This is a genomic window from Paenibacillus wenxiniae (assembly GCF_039822605.1).
Lineage (GTDB): Bacteria > Bacillota > Bacilli > Paenibacillales > Paenibacillaceae > Saccharibacillus > Saccharibacillus wenxiniae.
Window position 1 is genome coordinate 62,441 of the sequence record NZ_JBCGUH010000013.1, and the last position, 20,854, is coordinate 83,294.

Sequence of the window (20,854 nt, forward strand, 5' to 3'; positions counted from 1 at the left end):
AGTGTACATGTGCTGAACATGTACACTCTCTATTTGATTTATTTTTGATTAATAATCGAATCGATTTTCGTTTGCGCATCTGTAGCAGCCGCTTGTGGTGTACTTTCTCCCGTCAAGGAACGCTGCATTGCATCATAGATCGCCTGCGAAATTTCAGGCCATTGTGGACTTGGACCACGCGGTTCAGCCGTTGTCAGGCTATTTGCAAATACTTTCAGCTTGGCATTATCCTGCCAGTATGCATCTTGCGCAAGATCTTTGCGTGCTGGGAAATAACCAAATTTGATCAGGAATTGTTTGTTCACATCCGGCGAAGCGACATATTTAATAAATTGTACCGCTTCGTCCACATTCGGGCCGTTCACAACGCCCAGATTTTCGCCGCCCAGTACAGAAGCATATTTTTGATCTTTTGGAATCGGAGCGATGCCGTATTTCAGATTAGGCGCATCGCTAGCGAGTGTTGGCAATTGCCACGGACCGTTCAACATCATCGCGATATTACCTGCGGCAAATTGTTTTTCGACATCGGATTGTGTCCAGTTGATCACGTCTTTACTCATCGATCCATCCTGGATCAGATCCGTCAGCAAGCCAAGCGCTTTCGCTCCTGAACCATTACCGAATGTGTTATAGTTGCCACCCGCAGACAGCAGCCACGGTAAGAATTGGAATGTACCTTCCTCTGAAGCGGTAGCGCTCTGACCAAAACCAGTCACGCCATTGCCCGTCAATTTCTTAGCAGCAACTTTCAGCTCATCCCATGTTTGCGGTGGCTTTACGCCTGCTTTTTGCAGCATCGATTCGTTGTAGAACAATGCCAGATCGTTACTGCCGAGCGGAATACCATAGATTTTGTTATTATAGGTAACCGATTTCCACGGACCTGGGAAGTATTCGTCTTTGTCTTTCCAGTCTGCCAGTTTGTCGGTAATGTCAGCGAAGAGACCGAGTTTGGCATAAGCAGCATGATCCGGGTTATCGATAATAACGATATCCGGTAGATCGGATGAAGCAAGCCCAATCGATAAACGCTTTTTAAAATCAGCGAACGGTACATAGACCGGATCGACTTCGATATTCGGATTTTTGGCTGTAAATCCATCCGTTAATTTCTTCACTTCATCAAAGCGATCTTTACCTTCCCAGTAAAACCATAGCTTTAAATGTTTTTTAGCTGTCGAATCACTTGTATTGGTTGCGCTTGCATTTTGATCTGAATTTCCAGAACCACATCCAGCTGCTAGCAAACTAAGTACCAATAACACACTGATCAGCAATCCTATTTTCTTCACCAACATTCGCCCCCCTCAGTTTGTCTACGCCTTTATCTTAGCCGAATGAAAGCGCTTTTAAAATTTTAAATAACTAAGATTATTGTATAAAAATAAGATGAATATGACAGCAATGATTAGCCGATTTCCAAATCATACGACGTACAGCGATTCCCTTCTTTTGCTAAGGAATCGCTGGATCATCTTATCATTATTGCGACACTCTACCAGAGCATATATTTTCATGCAGTTGAGCTAGCGCATATACGCAAACTATTTTGCTAGAGCATGTACGTAGACTGTTTTACTAGAGCATACACCAGTCTCGGAAGGACTGCGGCAGGCGAATCCGATCTGTGCGGCTTATACACGCGCATATCAGTTTTTAGATACGCATATAAGTTTTTCGATGCGTATCTAAGCTTTTCGATGCGTATATAAGTTTGCGAACACGCTCTAGCATTCGTTTGCGAACGTATTCCTCCTGCCTTCACCTGTGTAGCTTCTGGTACTCTACCGGTGACATGCCCGTCGCTTCCTTGAACACTCGCGAAAAGTAAGTCGAATCTGAATATCCAATCTGGCTTGCCACTTCATACGCCTTCAATCCGCTCACAATGAGCAGTTCTTTCGCTTTATTAATGCGTAACTCTTTCATATACGCAGAGAATGAACGTTTTACTTCTTTATTAAAAAGTGAACTTAAATATTCAGGTGTAATATGCAGCGTACTTGCAATCTCATCCAGTGTAATGCCTTCCTGATAATGCTGATGAATCAGATGCAGCGCTTTGTTTACCGTCAAATTTAGCGAATTTACCTGCGGCTTGTGCATATTCGAAATCCAGCTCAGGATCGCCTCGTAGGCATCATGTAGCTCAAAACAAGTCTGCGATTGTAGCAGTGGTAATAACAATTCATGTTGCTGTACTGCCAGCTCACTACTGTGCATTTCGGTTGCCGTATGGGTTAATGCGGTAAAAAAGCGCGTATACGACTCGAATACATCCTGCGGGCGATAGACTGCTCCTGCACATTCATTCACAAATTCAGTCACATAACGGTTTAATACATCCCATTTGGAAGCGATAATAGCAGAGCGTGCCTTTTGCTCCAGATGCAGTGGATAGTGGAACGTTTGAGGTTGAAGACCTTCAATCCGTTCTCTGTAAATCACGTCCTGATTGCCTAGCACCATAGACCATTTGCGTAGCTTGCGAAGCTCGATCAGACAACGTTTAAGTTCAGATAGATGCTCTAATCCACGATAACAGCAAATCGTTTGTGCGCCCTGCTGATTCATCGTTTCCGTCAAACGGGATACATACTGCTGGATCGGCTGCTCTCCGGCAAGCTGAAAAATCGCTACCAGCTCCTGATAGGCTGCCAGCTCGCATATTACGTATACGGTGTCCGGTTGCTGCTGTAATGCCTGCTTCAAACGGGCTTTATGTTCGTGTAATGCCTGCTCCTCCCCATTGCCCAAATAAACGTTAAACACTTGAATATGACCGGTACGTAATCCGATCAGCGATTGCAGCTTGGAAATCATCATGTTTGGCTCTACCGACTCGCTCTCACTCAGCATATAACGCTGTAACATATGCTGTATTTTCTCTGTCGTATTGCCACCGCGAATGCCAAGCAGACAATCATACATTAACTCCTGCTCTACTTTTTCCAGAATCAATTGCAGATTTTTGGCAGTGATCGGCTTTTCCAAATATTCATATACTTTCATCTGGATCGCTTTACGTGCATATTCAAATTCCGAATATCCGGTTAAAATGACCGTTTTGGGCGTGATGCCCTGCTCAGTTAATCGTTCCAGCATTTCAATCCCGGTCATCAGAGGCATCTTAATATCCATAAATACGAGATCCGGGCGAAGTCGTTCGATCAGCTCCAGTCCAGCCAATCCATTTTCCGCTTCACCCACCACTTCATAGTGATCACTCAGTTTGCGAATTAATTGCACAATCCCGGTTCGTGTTCTCGGTTCATCTTCCACAACGACAATTCGCATCGCTGAGCCTCCTTTTCTATACATCTGTTCTTATTCACACGGCAGCCATAAGCGCACTTCGGTTCCTTCACCAATCGTGCTGCTCAGCTCATACCTTGCACGTTCGCCATAATACATATGGATTCGATCAAGCGCATTACGCACGCCCATACCGGATCGTTGTGGCTGTAACGATGAGGTTGGCTGACCCTGTATAATGCGATTTAATACGTCCGGCTCCATGCCGCAGCCATTATCGCGAATGACGATATGCAGCATCGATTGACTGTCCACTCTGGCAGTTAGTTGTAGCAACCCTCCACTCGACATGCCTGCAAAGCCATGAATAATCGCATTTTCAATAAACGGTTGCAGCAATAGCTTGTAGATGTGCACATGCAACACCTCAGGCTCATCATCCATATCAAATGTAAACGAGGAGCAAAAGCGATGCTGTTGCAACATAATATACTGTTCGATCCAGCTCAGTTCCTGTTCCAGTGTGACCATTTTGTTGCTGTCTTTAATGCTATATCTTAAAATTTGCGCCAACCCCTGTAGCATCTCACTAATCTCATGCTCATCTTTCTCAATCGCCAGCCAATTGATCGAATCTAGCGTATTGTACAGAAAATGCGGGTTAATTTGCGCTTCCAGTGCGCGAATCTCTGATTCCTTTTTCTTGTGCTCCGACTGCTTCACTTCCGATACTAGCTCATTGATCCGATTCATCATCCGGTTAAAACCGGATGTGATTAGTGCCATTTCATCCTTTGAATCTTCCGTAATCTGTACAGTGAGCGTACCGTTTTGCGCCATTTTCATCGCACGTAAAATATTTTGGATCGATCGCGTCAAATTACCGGAAAAATAAATAATGAGCAACGTGGAGAACAATATCGCGAGCGAGCCGACAATCAGGCTTACCCTTTGCATCGCATACAGCTCGCGAAATAAATCCTGCTTCATCGTGATGTTCGTAATATTAAAATTGTTATTTTTATCCGCATACGTATTGCTGATCGTTTCTTTTGTCATAATCGTATCGATCGGCTTATCGATAAACGCTTCATCAGGTGAAGATACAATACGATTGCTATTATCCACGAGATAGTTCACACTGTGAATCTGATTTTTGCCAGTGGAGGAAACAGTTGCCGAATTGATCGCATCGGAAAGCACCGATTCGTATAAAGTGATCACAACGACTCCGATTCCATCTTCATTTAGTTGGAAATCGTTCAACTTGCGACCGATATGGAACATATAGTGTTCGTTATTATTAATCGAATCCATCTGTTGCGGAAGGGTCATCGTAACGATCTGTTTGTTTTGCATAATTTGCTGGTAGATTGGCAGCTTTAAAATATCGCCTGCGCCTGTCCATAAATTTTGATACGGGGAGCCGGTTTGCAGATCATAACACACGGGTACGCCGCTTTTCGTAAAGATCGTCACGCTGCGAATACCCTGCTTGGCGTAGGAGTAGCCGGATAATAGATTGATTAGCCGGTTTCGACTCAACTCTACATTCGTCCCGTTATTCATTTTGCGCACAAGTTGTACAACCTCATCATTCGCAAAAATTTGAAATAAAATATCTTCATACGAATCGAGCGTAATATCGAGACCTTTAGCCGTTTGCATCAAGCTGTTTTGCACGACATGATTAATTTTCGTTTCTAAGACTTGAGAGGAAAAATAATAAGAGAGCGCTTGCACAATTAAAACCGGCAGCAGGCTCACATAGACAAAAGCAATGATTAGCTTTTTGCGAAAACCCGGTCTGTTGGTAAACCATCTTCTCACTTGCATCGCTCCTTCTGTCTGCCACAGCGGGTATGATTCGGTTTTATGCTTTACTTTCACGTTCACTTTTAGTGTTCAATATAAGCACCAAACATAAGTACCAGACTACAAATACATTAATAGCTTAACTACATCATAGGAGAGAATGATGTATTTTTCTACCTCAGCATACAAATAGGGCGTTCCGAATGGCGATTTGGGCCGCTCATTCGGAACACCCACTTTGGACTCCGCATCAAACGTACTGGCTATGCTGAGTCGGTGATCCTTTTACTGCTGCTACTTGGTGTTGCGAATTGCTATTAAATTGCCCTAGTTCATGTCTGCAAACTCGCTTAAACTCATGTTCCACCGCTTTACTGACTTCTCTTATTATGCCATGACTTCGCCTGTAGACAATGCCCTGAATCTGGCAAGCTCATTCAGCAGCATGGGCAACCTTTGAGATTTCAGTCGCTTCCTACTTGTTGTTCCTATCGATTTGGTTTCTTCATTATGATTGATGCTTTCTACTCTAAACATGCGGCTCGACCACAGTCATGCTGTTAGACCACGCTATCGGATCGAATAAAGATCATTTACCAGCACTACAAAAGTAAAGCTCGATTTAGGAGCCGCTTACCGTGACGCTTCGTTCATTCCAGATCGAGCTGTCACCAAACTGATTGGTGGCAACAACGCTGAAATAATACGTGCCTGGAGGCAAGTTTTTAATCTCATACGGGCTGGACGTTACGTCAGTAATGGTTTGATTTAATTGTCCTGGCTCGGTACCGTATTTGATTTTGTACGATGTCGCGCCGCTCGACTCGTCAAACCACAGTGTCACATTGTTGCCTGTTGCATATTCGGCATACAGCAGTGGAGCGCTTGGAACCGCTTCGGTCGTGAACATGTGGATGCCATTGCTAGCCGGTTGCGATTTGCTCAAATCTTGGCTGTACGCGGTCACTCTCCAATAATAGGGTGTGCCGGATTTCAGCAGATTTGGTTCGACTGTATATTTGGTATAAATCATACGATCTCTAACGATGACCGGATTGGACATATCCGCATTTGGAGATACTTCCAGCTTGTAGAAGAACGCGTTTTTGGATGTCTGCCAGGTCAGTACCGCACGAGTCGATACATCCAGTGTGCCTGTTGCTGGTCCAAGCAAATTGAACGTCGCTGGAGCATCACCCGGTATTTTGGTTGTGAACGTATTCAGCGGCCCATTCATCGGTCTTTCGCCACTGTCATTCACAGCGAACACTTTCCAATAATACGGCGTATCATTTTCCAGTGCTGTCGTCGGTTGATAGTAGGCTTGCGAGTTCGGTCCGAATTGTGCGGTATCGCGAATATTCGTAATACCCGACACATTCAGCACCGGATTGCTTAGATCTTTATTTTTGGATACAACTAGACGGTACGATGTGGCATTGTACGCTGGCGACCAGTCAAATTCCGGCTGTGTCGATACATTTTGTGCATTGATCGATGGCAGGTAGGGACCGAATTGGCCCGGTACATCTGGATTACCCACGATAAATTGATACACAGCATGGTGACTAGCTGCTGTAGAGCCGTTCGCATTTACCGCTTTAACTGTCCAATAGTATGTTGCACCATTGTTCAGTGCGTTTGAAACGGTATACTTCGTATCGGTAATGCCCGATTCTTGAATGACCGGGTTGGACAGATCTTTGTTCGCCGATACGATCACCGTGTAGCTTGTCGCACCTTGTGACGGTGACCATGTGAATGTAGGCGTACTTGCCGCTACTTCGCCATCGTCCGGTGTCATTTGATGCAAAAAGCTTGGCTGGTCAGTCGATACTTTTTTCACGATAGCAAACCATGTTTCGTTGGCAGCCGCATTTGGGATTTCCAGTTTCAGATTGCTAGTCGATGCAGGTGTAGCGCTGAACTGGTACTGTAGTCCATTGTTTTCGGTATTGGTGATTTTATAGAAATCGACCTTGATGTTTTGACCGCTGTACGGTTGATTTTGCAGATTCAGATATACAGGACCATCGACGTTATTTTTTGCAATGATGATTTTCGATTCGTTCGTGTCTTTACTTGCCGTTGCTGTAAAATCTTCACCGACATTGGTCGATACGTTCACATAGTCGCCCGACATTTGCGAGAACATGTAATATACCCACCACATGCTTGTTCGTTGCGCAGCGTTTTGTGCTTTTTTATCGATTTTAAGCAGATCGCTCATACCGTTCCAGTTGTAATTTTGCAAGCAGCCTTTAATATTCTGGGTGATGCCGACACGAATTACATTTGCCATGCTGCGTGTCCAATCGGTTGGGTTGGTAGAACCGGCATTATTTTCTTCCCAAATAATATATTTGCCGTTTGCTTGCGGATATTGCTTTTGATAGCCGGACACTTGATTGACCCAGCTCTGTTGCTGACTTAATGGCGCATACGTATTGTCTGTCCAGAACTCATGCCATGAAGGGCCTTCTACGGTTAACTTATTTTTACTGGCAAATGGAATATACAGATCTGGAGCGCCATTAATGCCGATCGCACCAGGGCCAACAGCCGGTACAAATTCTGGATACACTTCTCTTACAGCTTCCCATACCGCTTTATACGTTTCTTCATTGCCTGTCCAGCTTTCATTCGTCAAATCGGCGAAGTCCGGTGTGGCACCGTTATCGCGTAAATATTGAAGTACATCTTTGATATACTGCTTGAATTCGGGCATACTCGTCGGCGCGCCGCCCCACGGGCCTTTACTTGGCATCGTCCATGATGGATGCATACCGAGCAGCATATACCATTTTAGCCCGTTATCTTTAGCATGTTTGTAAGCGTCTAACAGTCTAGGCAGTACACTCGATTCATTATTGTATTGATCTTTATTGCCATCCGACACCGCCTGGAAGTTTTGCACTGGAATCGTTTCGCGGTTAATGATCGGTCCAAGCAATGTCATACGACTGTTCGGCACATCATAGTTCGGGGTCAAAATATAACCAAACATGCTTGGATCAACTTTAGTTGTCGGTTTGGAGAAGTCGACGGTTACGGTTGGTGTTTCGAGTACCTGTACCGTTGTTGTGGCGGAATAGTCGTCGCTTTTCGCAGTAATCGTAACTTTGCCTGCTTTAATGCCGGTGACTTTACCGGAATCATCCACAGTAGCGATGGATGTGTCAGACGAGCTGTACGTTACTTTTGTTTCAGATGGATATAATTTCTCGTCTGTTTTCACATCATATAATTTGGTTTGTACCACATTATCATTGTCATTCACCGTATAGTTTTGTTGATCAAAACGGATAGTGTATACGGTTGGATTGCTACTGTTCGTCCACAATGCCAGCTTGTCCAGATTGATCACATCGGAGTTGTCATTACTGGTCAACGCAGTAATTGCAATCGTATTGGAGCCGGGTTTCAAATTCACGGTTTGAATACTGTCTGCCCAATCTTCCCATGTGCCTGTGCCTTTTAGCGTAATATTGCTCGTATTGCCGTCGTTAACGATCAGCCCTACCGTGCGATCGGTTGGCCAGCCATTCACTTCACCTGCGGAATAACGCAGACCGATATTGTAGTCACCACCATTTTTGACATTCACGGTAAAAGTCGTTTTGGCGGTGCTGCTGCCATCATAACCTGCGACAAATCCAGTGCCTGTATAGCCGGTATGATTCGTCGCTACATTTGCGCCACCGGACAGGCTTCCATCTTCAGCTTGATAAACGGTAGCATTAGAAGGTACAGTGTTGGCATCTGTAACATCCACTGTTGCGCTTGCTTGATACGAACCGTATGTAGCCGACACTACGGTTGTACCTCCTTTCACACCTGTAACCGTTCCGTCCGAATCAATGCTGGCAATCGTATCGTCTTTGGACGCATACGCTACACCTTTGTCCAGCTTGCCTGTGCCGTCATTATCATATTTGGCGATAACGGTCGTCGGCGTTGTACTGCCGACATCCACATTCACCTGCTGGGGCTGGAATTGAATCGACTGTACGGCAGCCTGATTTTGGCTGAACCAGTAGTATAAATAATCGATACAAATCCCGTTTTGTGTGCCATTCGTTTCCAGAGTGATCGTGTTATCACCTGCTGCAAACTGAACAGAAGTTTTGAAATACTGCCAGTCATCCCATGAGCTAGTGCCTGGGAAGGTTATTGTTTTCACTTTTTGTCCGTTCACGTATAGATTGATGGAACGATCATTGTTCCAGCCGCTAACCGGACCGGCAATATAGTTGAAGGCAAAGTCATACGTACCCTCATCTTGTACCGATACATTGTAGGTCACTTTAGCATTCGCACTACCGCCATCCAGCACTGCAAACCCTGTACCGGAATACGCATGGTCATCAGCTGTTCTTGCACCATTCGCATACGTACCGCTTTCGCCTTCAACCGATATCGCACTGGATGTCGCATCAGACGGCGGTTCTGGCGTTCGAGTCGCAGCCGCAAATACAGCCTGCACCGGAAGCATGGTCATCAGCAAGGTAACGATCACCATGATAGACATCGATGATCTAAACGTAAGTCTTCTCAAAATAACTCCTCCAATCGTTATGATTTAGTTGTTTCGTTATTCTGTTGAGCACATCGGTTCTTCTGAACATCACTGCACTACAGCACATTACGATCCATAGGCATCGTATACCTGCTTAGGACACCTCCTGCTTCGCTAGTATGATCCGATCATCCGAATGTTGGAATAATACGCGATATAAAGGATGGTTTATTAGACAGGTTATTCCATTACCAAAAAGAGCATTGAGCATTGGTCATTGGGATGATTTCATGTTTATCTTAGACCAATGTAAGCGCTTTTATAATTTTGAATTTCTAAGATTCATGCACTTATTTAATATTTTTGATTAAAATTGAACTATTTATACGTTATTTGCACCTTAATATGGCTATTCATGTAGTTGTTTGAGTCTGATGTATGAACGCTTCACCTCACACTCTTATCGTTATGTATAAATTATCCATAGCCGTCTATAAAATTAGGTAAAAGCAATGCTAACGTGTAGCTAAGAATCGATACTATCAGCTATACAATGATAGAATCAGAAGCAATAACATAAAATACGTTACATACTTCTACGAAGGGAGTCCTTTTATTTCCACAGTTCCCTACTTTACGATCCCATCCGTCCAAAGCGGCGGTGAGTATGGTATAATCACCACTATTGATAGTTAAGAAGGAGATGCTCATGCTTACTTTTGAACAAAAACTGGATGTACTACAATCCTATCCGCAATTACAGCGCAAAAATGTTTCCCTCGGACGGGTAAATTTCCACTTTGAAGAAAGCACGGTTGAAAAGAAAATTGTCGCTTTTCACATTCATCCGAACGGTAATGGATTTGTCTACGCAGGCTTGCTGCATGAATACGAAACGGACGATAAAGGCTTTATCAATATACGCGATTATTCGGAAGAACAGCTGCGTGCCCTGCTGAATGCAACCATCGAGGCGATGTCCAGTCAGCCGCAGCCCGTACACGAAGTTGTGGAAACGAAAGCTCCATCCGTGATCCCCTTCCCTGCTGGTTCATCGGCAGGCGGCAATTGGATCAATGATGAAGGGCATACATTAATTCTGAAATATGAGGATGATATGTGGTGTCTGTATGCTGGCAACAATCTCGATATGGCATTTGAATCACGCCGTGAAGCGGATGATTATTTGCGAGAAGAAGGCTTTAAGCCGAATGTAAAAGCGTAATAGTTGTTCGTTAAACGCTGTTAAACGCTTATTGTCGAACTTTTATTTTATGGAACGATTATTATTGGGTCTGATGAATGTAAGACTCATCCAAAAGAATACACAAACAACGCCATGCGTATAACTGATGGCGTTGTTTTGATGTTCTATTTTGTATATTCTGTTTTTTTATGTTCTGTGGCGTTCTGTGGCGCTGCTTTCTTGTGGTAGCAACGTTGAGAGAAGCAGACTGCCTTATTCATTCCAAGCATTCCAAGCAAAGATTCATTTGCTGTTTGCTAGTTGCTATAGCGATAAGACGCTCTCGCTTGTTACAGTCGATCTGTGCTTCTTTCAAACACGTTACTTTGCTGCAATATCCTTCATCTCAGGACAACCTACACTTTGACTGGTATAATATAACCGACTGCGAATATGGAGATCTCTCTATTCGTACTGTTAATGCATGATGGAACGGCATCACCAATACAGAGACAAGGATAGGAGCTGCTTATGTCTGATCAAAGTATTATCTTTTTCGATATCGATGGAACATTGCTGGACTTTAACAAGCAAATCCCTGCTTCCACCAAGCAAGCGATTGCTGATTTGCGTGCACGCGGACATGAGGTAGCGATCGCTACGGGACGTGCTCCGTTTATGTTTGAAAAGATTCGGAAGGAGCTGGATATCGACACGTATGTTAGCTATAACGGACAATATGTCGTATTGCGCGGCGAGGTTGTGTATCGTAATCCGCTCCATGCCGATGCGCTGGTGGCATTGACAGAGACGGCGATCCAGAACGATAATCCGATCGTCTATATGGATGCAGACGATATGCGTGCCAATGTACCGGAAGAACATGAATATATTACGACCAGTATTAGCACACTACAGGTCGATAAATTCCCAACCTATGATCCTGCTTATTATCAGCAGCGTGAAATGTACCAGTGTCTGCTGTTCTGCCTTGAAGGTGCGGAGCAACAATATGAAGCGAATTTTAAAGACTTTGACTTTATTCGCTGGCATCCGATGTCGGTGGACGTACTGCCTGCTGGCGGCTCGAAAGCACATGGTATCGCCAAAATTACCGAAAAACTCGGCTTCCCTGCGGAACGCCAGTATGCATTTGGCGATGGGTTGAACGATGTGGAAATGCTCAAACAGATTCATCACAGTGTAGCGATGGGCAATGCGGAGCCAGAAGCGAAGGCTGTCGCGCGTTATGTGACCAAGCCGGTTGATGAAGATGGCATTTTGCACGGTTTGCGTATGGTTGGCTTGCTGGATTAAGCATCTGTATACACAATTAAATAAGCATATAGTGGTTGTTGGAGTAAGACCGTGCGTATCTTAAGCATGTAGACTCACAATAAAACAGGGCTTGTATCGCAAACCAATACGATACAAGCCCTGTTTATATAAACAAATGTAGATTAGACGCGTCTATTGCTCGCTGACCATATTCGATAAAGATAGGTGTGAGCATGTTATTTTTGCTCATACACACCACTCGTCTACTTAGTCCTTCGTTTCTTATTCACTTCTACTATATAGTTATTCTGTCTATATAGTTCTTTCTTCACGTGTATCGTCATTGTCTCTTCATTGCCCTGTCTTTTCCATGCCTTTCTTTGCCTTTTTCGCTTTCATCTTATACCCGACTCCGAAATAGCAAATAGACAAAGTATGGCACACCAATCAATGAAATAACGATACCTGCCGCCAGTTGCGCTGGAGCAAAGATTGTTTTACCGATCAGATCTGCCAGCACCACCATAAGCATGCCAATCAATCCCGATATCGGCAACATATAACGATGATGGACACCGACGAGTCGACGCGCAATATGTGGTGCGATCAAGCCGACAAAACCGATTCCACCCGATACCGACACACATGCTGCTACAATACCTACGGCAGCCAAAATAAGCTGCCGACGCTGTCTACCCAGTCCAACTCCGAGGCTCAACGCGGATTCATCATGTAGCTGTAGCACATCCAGCATGCGAGAGCGATACCATAAATACGGCGTGAATACGAGTAGCCACGGCAATGTCGCTCCAATATAGCGCCAATTCGCACTATGCAAACTCCCTGCCAGCCAGACCGCCGCAGCCTCAAAGTCATTCGGATTCATTTTCAAGGATACATACAGCGTAATGGCCCCAAATCCAGAGCTGACCGCAATCCCGACCAAAATCAATTGCTGTGGATCTAGCACACCATTACTGCGCGCCAGCCAGAAAATAACGCCAACCGCCAGCATCCCTCCTGCCAGTCCGAATAATGGCATCGCCATATAGGCAAGCCAACCGCTTAGCTCCAGCGTATGGCGAAATAGCAGCATGAACAATACGACAGCCATACTTGCGCCGGCATTGATACCGAGCATGCCCGGATCAGCCAGCCCATTGCGTGTCACGCCTTGAATGACCGCTCCTGCAATACCGAGTCCAAAGCCAACGAGCAAGGCCAGCACAATCCGGGGTAAACGAAAATCAAACACAACCAGATCATACTGTGGCGAAGGATCAATACGCAGCAGCGTGCGCGCAACATCAACCACTGACATATCAAACGCACCGTTGGTCACACTAATATAGACGGTGATAAAGGTAACGAGCAGCAGAAGCGTAGCTATCCACCACGCACGTCTACCGTGCGAAGTGTGTGCATAGAGATCATTTGGCTGAAGCTTCATACGCTTTCCCTCCTTTGCGGCGAATGAGATAGAGGAAAAACGGCACACCGAATAATGCGGTCACCACACCGATCGGCGTTTCAAATGGTGTGTTGAGCCAGCGGCTGATCAGATCGCACCAGCCAAGAAATAACGCGCCCAGCCAGGCGCAGCATGGAATGACTTTGCGATAATCCGTGCCTACCAGATAACGCGTCATATGCGGCACGATCAGACCGACAAAAGCTATTTTACCTGCAATCGCCACAGCACTTCCTGTCAGCAGCACGACTGCGAGCATTGCAAGTCCTTTAATGAATACGGTGCGCTGACCGAGTCCAGCCGCAATCTCATCGCCCATCGCGAGCACGGTAATGGAGCGCGCTAACAGTAGAGCAAGCACCAGACCTGCCAGAGCAAGGGGTAGCACAAGCTTCAGCAACGCCGGATCGATCTGATTCAGCCGAGCATTGTACCAGAAGCTAACCGATTGCGATATTTGAAAATACGTGGCTGCCGCTTCTGCAATCCCGCCAAGAAACGTACCTACAATCGTACCCAAAATCGCCATGCGTACCGGCGATGTACCGCCCGGTAACAACCATGCCAGCCCAAATACGATCCCGGCTCCGACCGCTGAGCCGAGTAGTGAATAGATGACCATCGCTAGCGAAGACGCACCAGGCAGCATAATCATACATAATGTAATCGCCACAACCGAGCCATCCGACACCCCCATAATTGATGGGGAAGCGAGCGGATTGCGCGTCATGCCTTGCATTAAAGCGCCTGCGACAGCCAGTAGCGCTCCGATCAGCAACGCCCCACATACACGTGGCAGACGAGAGTGGATAATAATCTGGTGCTGGATATTATTTTCATCAAAATGAAGCAGTGCCTGCATCACTGTATTCAAGTCGATTCCACTGGCGCCATACCATACGGAAATGCCAATAGTGAGCGCTACCGAGATCGGTACGCCCACTATGAACAACAGCGGATATCCTAATGAAATACCGCCGAACCGCTTATTCATTATTTCGTCAGTTCCTTCACCGCAGCCTGTAGAAATTGATCGCGGCTCCAGGCAGGTCCACCTTCAGACAATGGATCGATCACATTCACATACACATGCTGGTTCTGGAAGGCTTTCGTTTTGTTCAAAATCGGATTGTTTTGCAGGGCAGTCAGCGCTTCCGGTGTATCTGCATTTTCATCCTCGGCAAATTGGATAAACAGATGGTCCGGATTGAGCTGAGCGAGCTGTTCAATCGATATTTCTTGCTGTGCCTTCGTCTGCTGGATCATATCGGGCACTTTCAAACCGAGGTCTTCGTACAAGGCAGCATTTACGAATACATTGGATGGATACACGCATACCGCTCCCTGGCGAATACGTACAGCAAGCACGGTGTCGGTTTGCGCTCTAGCGCCAAGCTGCTCCTTCGCCTTAGCAACATCACGCTCGTAAGTGCTAATCGCCGTGTTCGCCTGTTCTAATTTACCGGACAACTCGCCCATTAACTTCAGATTATCCTGCCAGTTATCGGAAATATGGGAAACCGGAATCGTCGGTGCAATTTTGTTCAATTGCTCGACTACAGCCGCATCGAATTTGGTCGTACCTAGAATAACATCGGGCTTGAGCGACAGAATCGTTTCAAAGTTCGGTTCTGTCTTTTCGCCGATCGATTGTGCATCCTTCGTAATGGAAGCGAATTTCTCCGGGAATTTGCCGCGGTATGTAATTGCACCTACCGGATGGACATCGAGTGACAATGCATCTTCCATCGCTTCCATCGAACCGGTAATCACGATGCGCTTGGCGGTTACAGGTACCGTATACGTTTTGCCCAGATAGTTGATTGTATGAGTCTGCTCGTCTGTATGGGTGCCTGCTGTTGAAGCTGTCGTGCCACTTGAATTCGATTCGTTCGTATGGCTTGCTCCGGTACTACTATTACCACAGGCAGCGAGCATCGAAGTTACCGCTAATATAAAGATGATGGACAGCAAACCGGTCATCCGATGCCGGTGTCCTCTGTTGGAATGGTTATAATATGGATCATTCATAATGGATATACGCCCCTTTCAGCATGGAGAACACTTGATAATCATTCTCAATAAAGATCATAGTATGGATATGACTTTAGGAACATGGACAATGTACGCAAAAGGCATGGACGATATTATGCAGAGGATTATATAGAAGAACGGCGCATGAATGATAGGGCATGCTGGAATATCAATCACTCTGAGAAGGAATAACGGAACAAACTCCAGTGGAGCCGCGAGCATCTATAGATTAGGCGTTTATTGTAGATCCTCGTCCCTACCAAATCGTCCTTATCTCTTATTTCTTTCCCTCCGTTCTGTGCTTGTCGCATCCGTATTGAAGTGCTGGTGAGCATTAATCTCTAGTGTTTATTTGAGTACAATTTGAACTGGATGGCTTTTCATCTACATTATCTATGGTGTTAGATCGATTTCATCTTGAATGCCCCTATTTTCTCCAAGGTATGCGCAAGCAAAATGCCGCCGATCTGCACCTTAACCTCCGATACACTCTTAGAGCGAACTTGAGTCAGGGCGAACCGACGGAACAAAAAGAAATCCATCTTCCTAAATGGGAGTTGCTCCCTTTCAATAAACATTCATTTAGCGCCACATTATAGCTTGTTATCTAACGTTTCAATGTTTGTTGAAGCCGTGTATCCAGATCCAACGCCATGCGCTTGTAGGCTTCGGGGGAACGGTCACGCCACGGGTCGGAAGGGAGTACATGTAAAGTTTGTTGTTGTACGGCTCGTAGGGAAAGCCATATCGAATCGCTTTGTAGCTCGCGCCAGTGTTGTAACGTTTCACTTTCCTGGCATACGAGCAGGAGCAGGCGATCGATGTTTCGTTTAGCTAGATGTTCCGCAGAGAGCGGCATGCCTTCATCCTCTACTTCATCCGGGGTCAAATGTAATAATGACATGCCTAGATCATCGCGTAGCATATAGGCAGCTTCGGAAAAATAGCAGGAATAGAAATTCCCTTTCCAGTAGCGTGCAAAAGCGATTCGCTCCTGTTGCTTCATCCAACTTTGCTCCAGCCGCTCACGAATCGGTTGTACTTGTTGGTGATATTCATTGAGCCATACTTTAGCGTTTTGTTCTGCTTGCGAACCTAAGGTGGTAGCGAGCTGAAATAGCTGTTGTTTCCATGTGCGAGCACTACTATCGATATAATACACTTCGGCAATTTGCTGGAGCAGCTCTTTTTCATGATCGCTAATATGATCGGGTGCGATAATCCATTCCGGTGCACAGCGACGCAAAATGTCCAGATTGTTCTGCCAGTGCATCGTAGCACGCTGTACATTTAGATGGACAGGAATATTGGCAGCGTAACGCTTTTCATCATGTGCCGTCCATTTAGGATGTAGGGGTGCAGCATACGGCATCACGCCAAGCGCCAACAAATATCCGGTCGTAATCGGATCGTACGAAGCCAGCTTACGTGTATGATTGCGAATATAGGCGGATGGTGTAATGCCTGTCTCTTGCTTAAATTTGCGGCTAAAATAAAATTCATCATTGTACCCTATCTGATGAGCAATATCACGCAAACGTAGCTCAGGATTCGCCATTAAGCGGCGTGCATGTTCCATCCGCAGATGGGTGATATAATGCACCACACTTTCGCCATATTGCTTTTTAAACAGACTTACATAGTAGTTTCGACTTAAGCCTGCCATCTCAGCAAGTTGCTCTAATGTTAACGGCTCGCGATAATGCTGCTCGATATATACTCGCGTTCGTTGCAGCTTCATGCTGGCGTCTCCCTCTTCCACTTGCTCCTGCCCATGCAGATCACATAATAATTGTAAAAAGAGTCCATTTGCCCGTGTTCGACTTCCTGTGGTTTCAGCATGCCAGTGGGTATACAATTCCTCGCAGATCGGTAATAGCCATGTGCCGGAGATCGGACAGTCCCATGTCTGAATACGCTCATCTTTGCCGCCTTGCATCTCGTCCATACTTTGTGCTGGCTCGCTATTGCGCTTCATATATGTGTTCGGGTGATCATGCTCCTGCGGTTGTTGGCGACCTTTTTCTTCGTTTCCACGTAGGCTTGCTTGCTCTTGGACCAGCTCCTGACCAGCGTTCGTTTCACGATAACAATCGAAACGTAGCAAATAGATACTCAATCCTTTGCGTCCCCATGAACGCAGCCCTAATGTACTGCCTGGTGCAAACCAGTACACACTTTGCGACTGAACACGTACCCGTTCATGCTCACGCGTCAACAATCCACTACCTTCCGCAATAATGAGTAATGTGTGAGTAGATATATATTGCTGGGGTAGCCGAAAATCGCCTTTGCCGCGTATTTTCTCCACATCACGGATGCGAAATACATACTCGTCCAGCTCTTGCAGCATAAACGGTTTGTACTTGAACAGGTTCGTATGATCTGTTGCAGGATGGGGCTTTGTTGTACTTGATATCGGTGTAGAGTGTACCTGCTGTTGTATGTGTTTCATTGTGTATGTCCTCCTTACGTAAAACGATCACTTGTATCCAATACCTTATGAATAGATAAGCCGCTATTTTATAAAGAAAGCTGTCATTGTAGTGAGCGTCTATATACTGTTTGTGCTTTGTCTGTATTCCTGCATATGCACCATTCGCATTGGGTTTGTAATTGATCTGTGATTGTTCTGTACTTGTTCTACATTGGATCTAAACTTGATCTTCACTCGATCTGTAATCCATCTATTTCAAGCTCTAGCCGTCTCGAAATCACCAGTATTCATTTTATAAATGATAATAATTCTCATTAATCTCTATCCGTAACTGTACCCTTTCCAGCCTGTAACGTCAACGTAAGTGAGATTTTTTCCAATCTTTGTCCATGAATGAAGCGTATATTGTGCATGGTCGTTGCAGTATATAGTCGTTATGCTGGAAAGTGACCATCATCGCGCATCTATACTCGTATCTATACTAATGTTCTATTTTATAGAAGCTTTACGATCGTCATATTAATCACACACGTATTGTTTGCATATTCACCATTTATAGCTAACCAGGAGGTACTACATAGATGAATACTTCACATCATGCACAGCATGCGAATGATCCCAATCCTACCCCATCCGAACGACAACTAATTTCCTCGACTGAGGTTCGTCTGAGGGGAACGATGCAACTTGATCTCACATCTGCTGAAGGCAGACTCTACCGTATTCTCGTTTCCTTGCCGGATGCGCCGCCTCCACCGGAAGGTTATCCGATTATCTATATGCTGGATGGGCATTATTTATTTGCTACGATGCTGGAAGCAGAGCGCTCTCAATCACGTCGTACCGAAAAGACAGGCGCCACTGCTTCGATTATTGTTGGGATTGGCTATCCGTCAGAGCTGCCTAATTCACCGGAACGGCATTTTGATTACACGCTGCCTGTGCCACCGCAACAGTTGCCTGCTTCGCGAGATGGACAACCGTGGCCGGCTCATGGTGGAGCTGATCTGTTTTTACAATTTATCGAGCAGGTGCTCAAACCAGAGATTGAATGCCGTTTACCCGTGAATCAGGCTCACCAGACACTGCTGGGACATTCGTTTGGAGGTCTGTTTACATTGCATGCACTATTTAGCTCTCCGCAATCGTTTCGCAATTATGTCGCAGCCAGTCCATCGCTACACTGGGCACAGCCACTCATTGCCGATGAAGAACAGCAATTCGTTCACACTATACAAAAGCAGCACCGAGAACAGGCACAGACGGATCCGCATCATCTGCTCATCGTAGCGGGCGAATTGGAATGTGCAGCACCATTCTATATGTTGCAAAATGCTCGCACACTCGCAGAACGTCTGTCCGGACTGGAGGCATATGGACTTCATGTACGTTTCCGCGAATATCCAGAGGAAAATCACGGCTCGGTCGTGCCGTCTATGATTAGCGCTGCCCTGCGCACGGCTTCGTTATAAACGGGAACGCTCCTTTTATTTGTACCGGATGACATTATACCTTTGAGCTGTGTACCCGATCTGCAATATCCCTTTATAATGACTCCATATTTTCCGATATTAGGAATAGATTGCAGAAACGATATCGATCATGACACGTCTGCAACTATAGAGAGATAGTATAGAAAAGGGGAATATTGCATGTCCACACGTTCACAGATTGACCCGCATTACTATGAAGCTTCATCGGATGCTATGCAGCAGCACCATTTTTTTACTTTTAAAAACTGGCTTCGTCCGCTAGCTGTTGTATTCGCCGCTCTGCTCGTATGCATTGCCTACTCCAGCTTCATACCATCCGCAAGTGCAGATACAAAAGGTAATACATACCACTCCGTTTCCCTGTACGTAAACGGCGAACTGCAAATTATGCCGCAACTGGCAGAGCTGATGAATAGCGATACACTGTATATTCCGGTAAAACAACTGGATCGTATCCCTGGCATTACTGTAAATTATGGCAGTCCGCTCAGCTTGACCGGCAGTCGTGGCAATGCAACGATCAATAGTGCGAATTCTTTTGTCTATGCAGGCACGACTTATGTAAAATACAAAACGTTGCTCGCGATCAGCGAACTGGACGGACGCTATGCTTCCAGCGCCTACACACTATTCGTCTGGACAACCGATGAAGGAGAAGCCAATTCTGCTAAAGTGTTAGCGAATATTAGCCAGCTTCCAGCTGGTGCAGGCCCACTGCTCGGACAGAAAATCTATCCGTTTCGCGAGCCAGGTTCCTATTGGATCACCGATGTAGCGTATGATCCGGGCAGCACGATCTACTATATAACGGCACGCAATTCGGGCGGCGCAGAGATTCATCTGAACAGCAATTATGCAGCATTCGATTTTGTACTGGCAGCTGCTCTAACCCAGGCTCAAAACGAACTCCGCGGCCAAACGATCTGGTACGATAACCGCACCATCCAGGTGGAGAAGATTGGTCATCTGGATAAACTAACCTTTGTTAGCTTTCAAATCGAAGACGATAATACAATTCGTGCAGTCGTGCGCAAAACGAACAATAATCTGTACGCGTTCGAGCTGGAGCCTCATTTTGATGTGACCGATATGCTAAAAGACCGCATTTTTGTTAAAAATCCGCGTTCTGTTTACAAATGGAGCAATAAGGTGTGGAATGCAATTACTGCGAATGAAGTATTTGCAGGCATGACGCGCGAACAGGTCATCCTCTCATGGGGTGTACCGTCTGATTACAATACATATCAATCGTCAAATCTGACGTATGAGCAATGGATTTACCGGCATAACTATCTGTACTTCTGGAACGGCAAGCTTAGTTCGATGCAGAGCTTTTAATTCCGAACGGTCAATACTAGAGCGT

General features: G+C 45.6%; 12 protein-coding genes. 4 read left to right on the top strand and 8 right to left on the bottom strand.

Annotated elements, in window-relative coordinates; translation table 11 throughout:
* Positions 1-38: 38 nt before the first annotated feature.
* The 4 genes from AAHF22_RS18815 to AAHF22_RS18830 form a co-directional block, all read right to left on the bottom strand.
* The gene (locus AAHF22_RS18815) at positions 39-1,295 is read right to left on the bottom strand and encodes an ABC transporter substrate-binding protein (RefSeq protein ID WP_347326607.1); all 1,257 of its coding nucleotides are present in this window, start codon (positions 1,293-1,295) and stop codon (positions 39-41) included.
* A 469-nt stretch (positions 1,296-1,764) separates the two neighbouring features.
* A complete protein-coding gene (locus AAHF22_RS18820; RefSeq protein ID WP_347326571.1) occupies positions 1,765-3,300 on the bottom strand; it encodes a response regulator in 1,536 nt (511 codons plus the stop codon).
* 30 nt (positions 3,301-3,330) lie between these two features.
* Positions 3,331-5,088 (bottom strand): sensor histidine kinase, encoded by a 1,758-nt coding sequence (locus AAHF22_RS18825; RefSeq protein ID WP_347326572.1) that lies wholly within the window; start codon positions 5,086-5,088, stop codon positions 3,331-3,333.
* Between the two features lie 607 nt (positions 5,089-5,695).
* Positions 5,696-9,631, bottom strand: a complete 3,936-nt coding sequence (locus tag AAHF22_RS18830; RefSeq protein ID WP_347326573.1) for a CBM35 domain-containing protein — start codon at positions 9,629-9,631, stop codon at positions 5,696-5,698.
* Positions 9,632-10,301: 670 nt separating this feature from the next.
* Between AAHF22_RS18830 and AAHF22_RS18835 the strand changes: the two genes are divergently transcribed.
* Together AAHF22_RS18835 and AAHF22_RS18840 are read left to right on the top strand one after the other, a co-directional pair.
* Positions 10,302-10,817: a hypothetical protein gene (locus AAHF22_RS18835; protein ID WP_347326574.1), complete on the top strand. Its 516-nt coding sequence runs from the start codon at positions 10,302-10,304 to the stop codon at positions 10,815-10,817.
* A 492-nt stretch (positions 10,818-11,309) separates the two neighbouring features.
* Positions 11,310-12,095 carry a Cof-type HAD-IIB family hydrolase gene (locus AAHF22_RS18840; protein ID WP_347326575.1) on the top strand — a complete coding sequence of 262 codons (786 nt, stop codon included), beginning with the start codon at positions 11,310-11,312 and terminating at the stop codon, positions 12,093-12,095.
* 361 nt (positions 12,096-12,456) lie between these two features.
* On the opposite strand, the gene AAHF22_RS18845 is transcribed toward AAHF22_RS18840, so the two are convergent.
* The 4 genes from AAHF22_RS18845 to AAHF22_RS18860 all read right to left on the bottom strand — a co-directional run bounded on the left by AAHF22_RS18845 (position 12,457) and on the right by AAHF22_RS18860 (position 18,016).
* Positions 12,457-13,506 (bottom strand): FecCD family ABC transporter permease, encoded by a 1,050-nt coding sequence (locus AAHF22_RS18845; RefSeq protein WP_347326576.1) that lies wholly within the window; start codon positions 13,504-13,506, stop codon positions 12,457-12,459.
* Positions 13,487-14,521, bottom strand: a complete 1,035-nt coding sequence (locus AAHF22_RS18850; protein WP_347326577.1) for a FecCD family ABC transporter permease — start codon at positions 14,519-14,521, stop codon at positions 13,487-13,489. The genes AAHF22_RS18845 and AAHF22_RS18850 overlap by 20 nt, the downstream gene beginning before the upstream one ends.
* Complete coding sequence (locus tag AAHF22_RS18855) at positions 14,521-15,558, bottom strand: ABC transporter substrate-binding protein (protein ID WP_347326578.1); 1,038 nt, start codon at positions 15,556-15,558, stop codon at positions 14,521-14,523. The genes AAHF22_RS18850 and AAHF22_RS18855 overlap by 1 nt, the downstream gene beginning before the upstream one ends.
* A gap of 610 nt (positions 15,559-16,168) precedes the next feature.
* Positions 16,169-18,016 (bottom strand): AraC family transcriptional regulator, encoded by a 1,848-nt coding sequence (locus AAHF22_RS18860; RefSeq protein ID WP_347326579.1) that lies wholly within the window; start codon positions 18,014-18,016, stop codon positions 16,169-16,171.
* Between the two features lie 563 nt (positions 18,017-18,579).
* On the opposite strand from AAHF22_RS18860, the gene AAHF22_RS18865 reads away from it, so the two are divergent.
* Both AAHF22_RS18865 and AAHF22_RS18870 read left to right on the top strand, forming a co-directional pair.
* Positions 18,580-19,470 carry an alpha/beta hydrolase gene (locus AAHF22_RS18865; RefSeq protein WP_347326580.1) on the top strand — a complete coding sequence of 297 codons (891 nt, stop codon included), beginning with the start codon at positions 18,580-18,582 and terminating at the stop codon, positions 19,468-19,470.
* A 180-nt stretch (positions 19,471-19,650) separates the two neighbouring features.
* Complete coding sequence (locus tag AAHF22_RS18870) at positions 19,651-20,829, top strand: hypothetical protein (protein ID WP_347326581.1); 1,179 nt, start codon at positions 19,651-19,653, stop codon at positions 20,827-20,829.
* Positions 20,830-20,854: the final 25 nt, after the last annotated feature.

Coding starts and splice junctions, on each gene's coding strand:
- AAHF22_RS18820 (WP_347326571.1), bottom strand. CDS start 3,300: ATGCGAATTGTCGTTGTGGAAGATGAACCGAGAACACGAACCGGGATT.
- AAHF22_RS18835 (WP_347326574.1), top strand. CDS start 10,302: ATGCTTACTTTTGAACAAAAACTGGATGTACTACAATCCTATCCGCAA.
- AAHF22_RS18840 (WP_347326575.1), top strand. CDS start 11,310: ATGTCTGATCAAAGTATTATCTTTTTCGATATCGATGGAACATTGCTG.
- AAHF22_RS18845 (WP_347326576.1), bottom strand. CDS start 13,506: ATGAAGCTTCAGCCAAATGATCTCTATGCACACACTTCGCACGGTAGA.
- AAHF22_RS18850 (WP_347326577.1), bottom strand. CDS start 14,521: ATGAATAAGCGGTTCGGCGGTATTTCATTAGGATATCCGCTGTTGTTC.
- AAHF22_RS18855 (WP_347326578.1), bottom strand. CDS start 15,558: ATGAATGATCCATATTATAACCATTCCAACAGAGGACACCGGCATCGG.
- AAHF22_RS18860 (WP_347326579.1), bottom strand. CDS start 18,016: ATGAAACACATACAACAGCAGGTACACTCTACACCGATATCAAGTACA.
- AAHF22_RS18865 (WP_347326580.1), top strand. CDS start 18,580: ATGAATACTTCACATCATGCACAGCATGCGAATGATCCCAATCCTACC.
- AAHF22_RS18870 (WP_347326581.1), top strand. CDS start 19,651: ATGTCCACACGTTCACAGATTGACCCGCATTACTATGAAGCTTCATCG.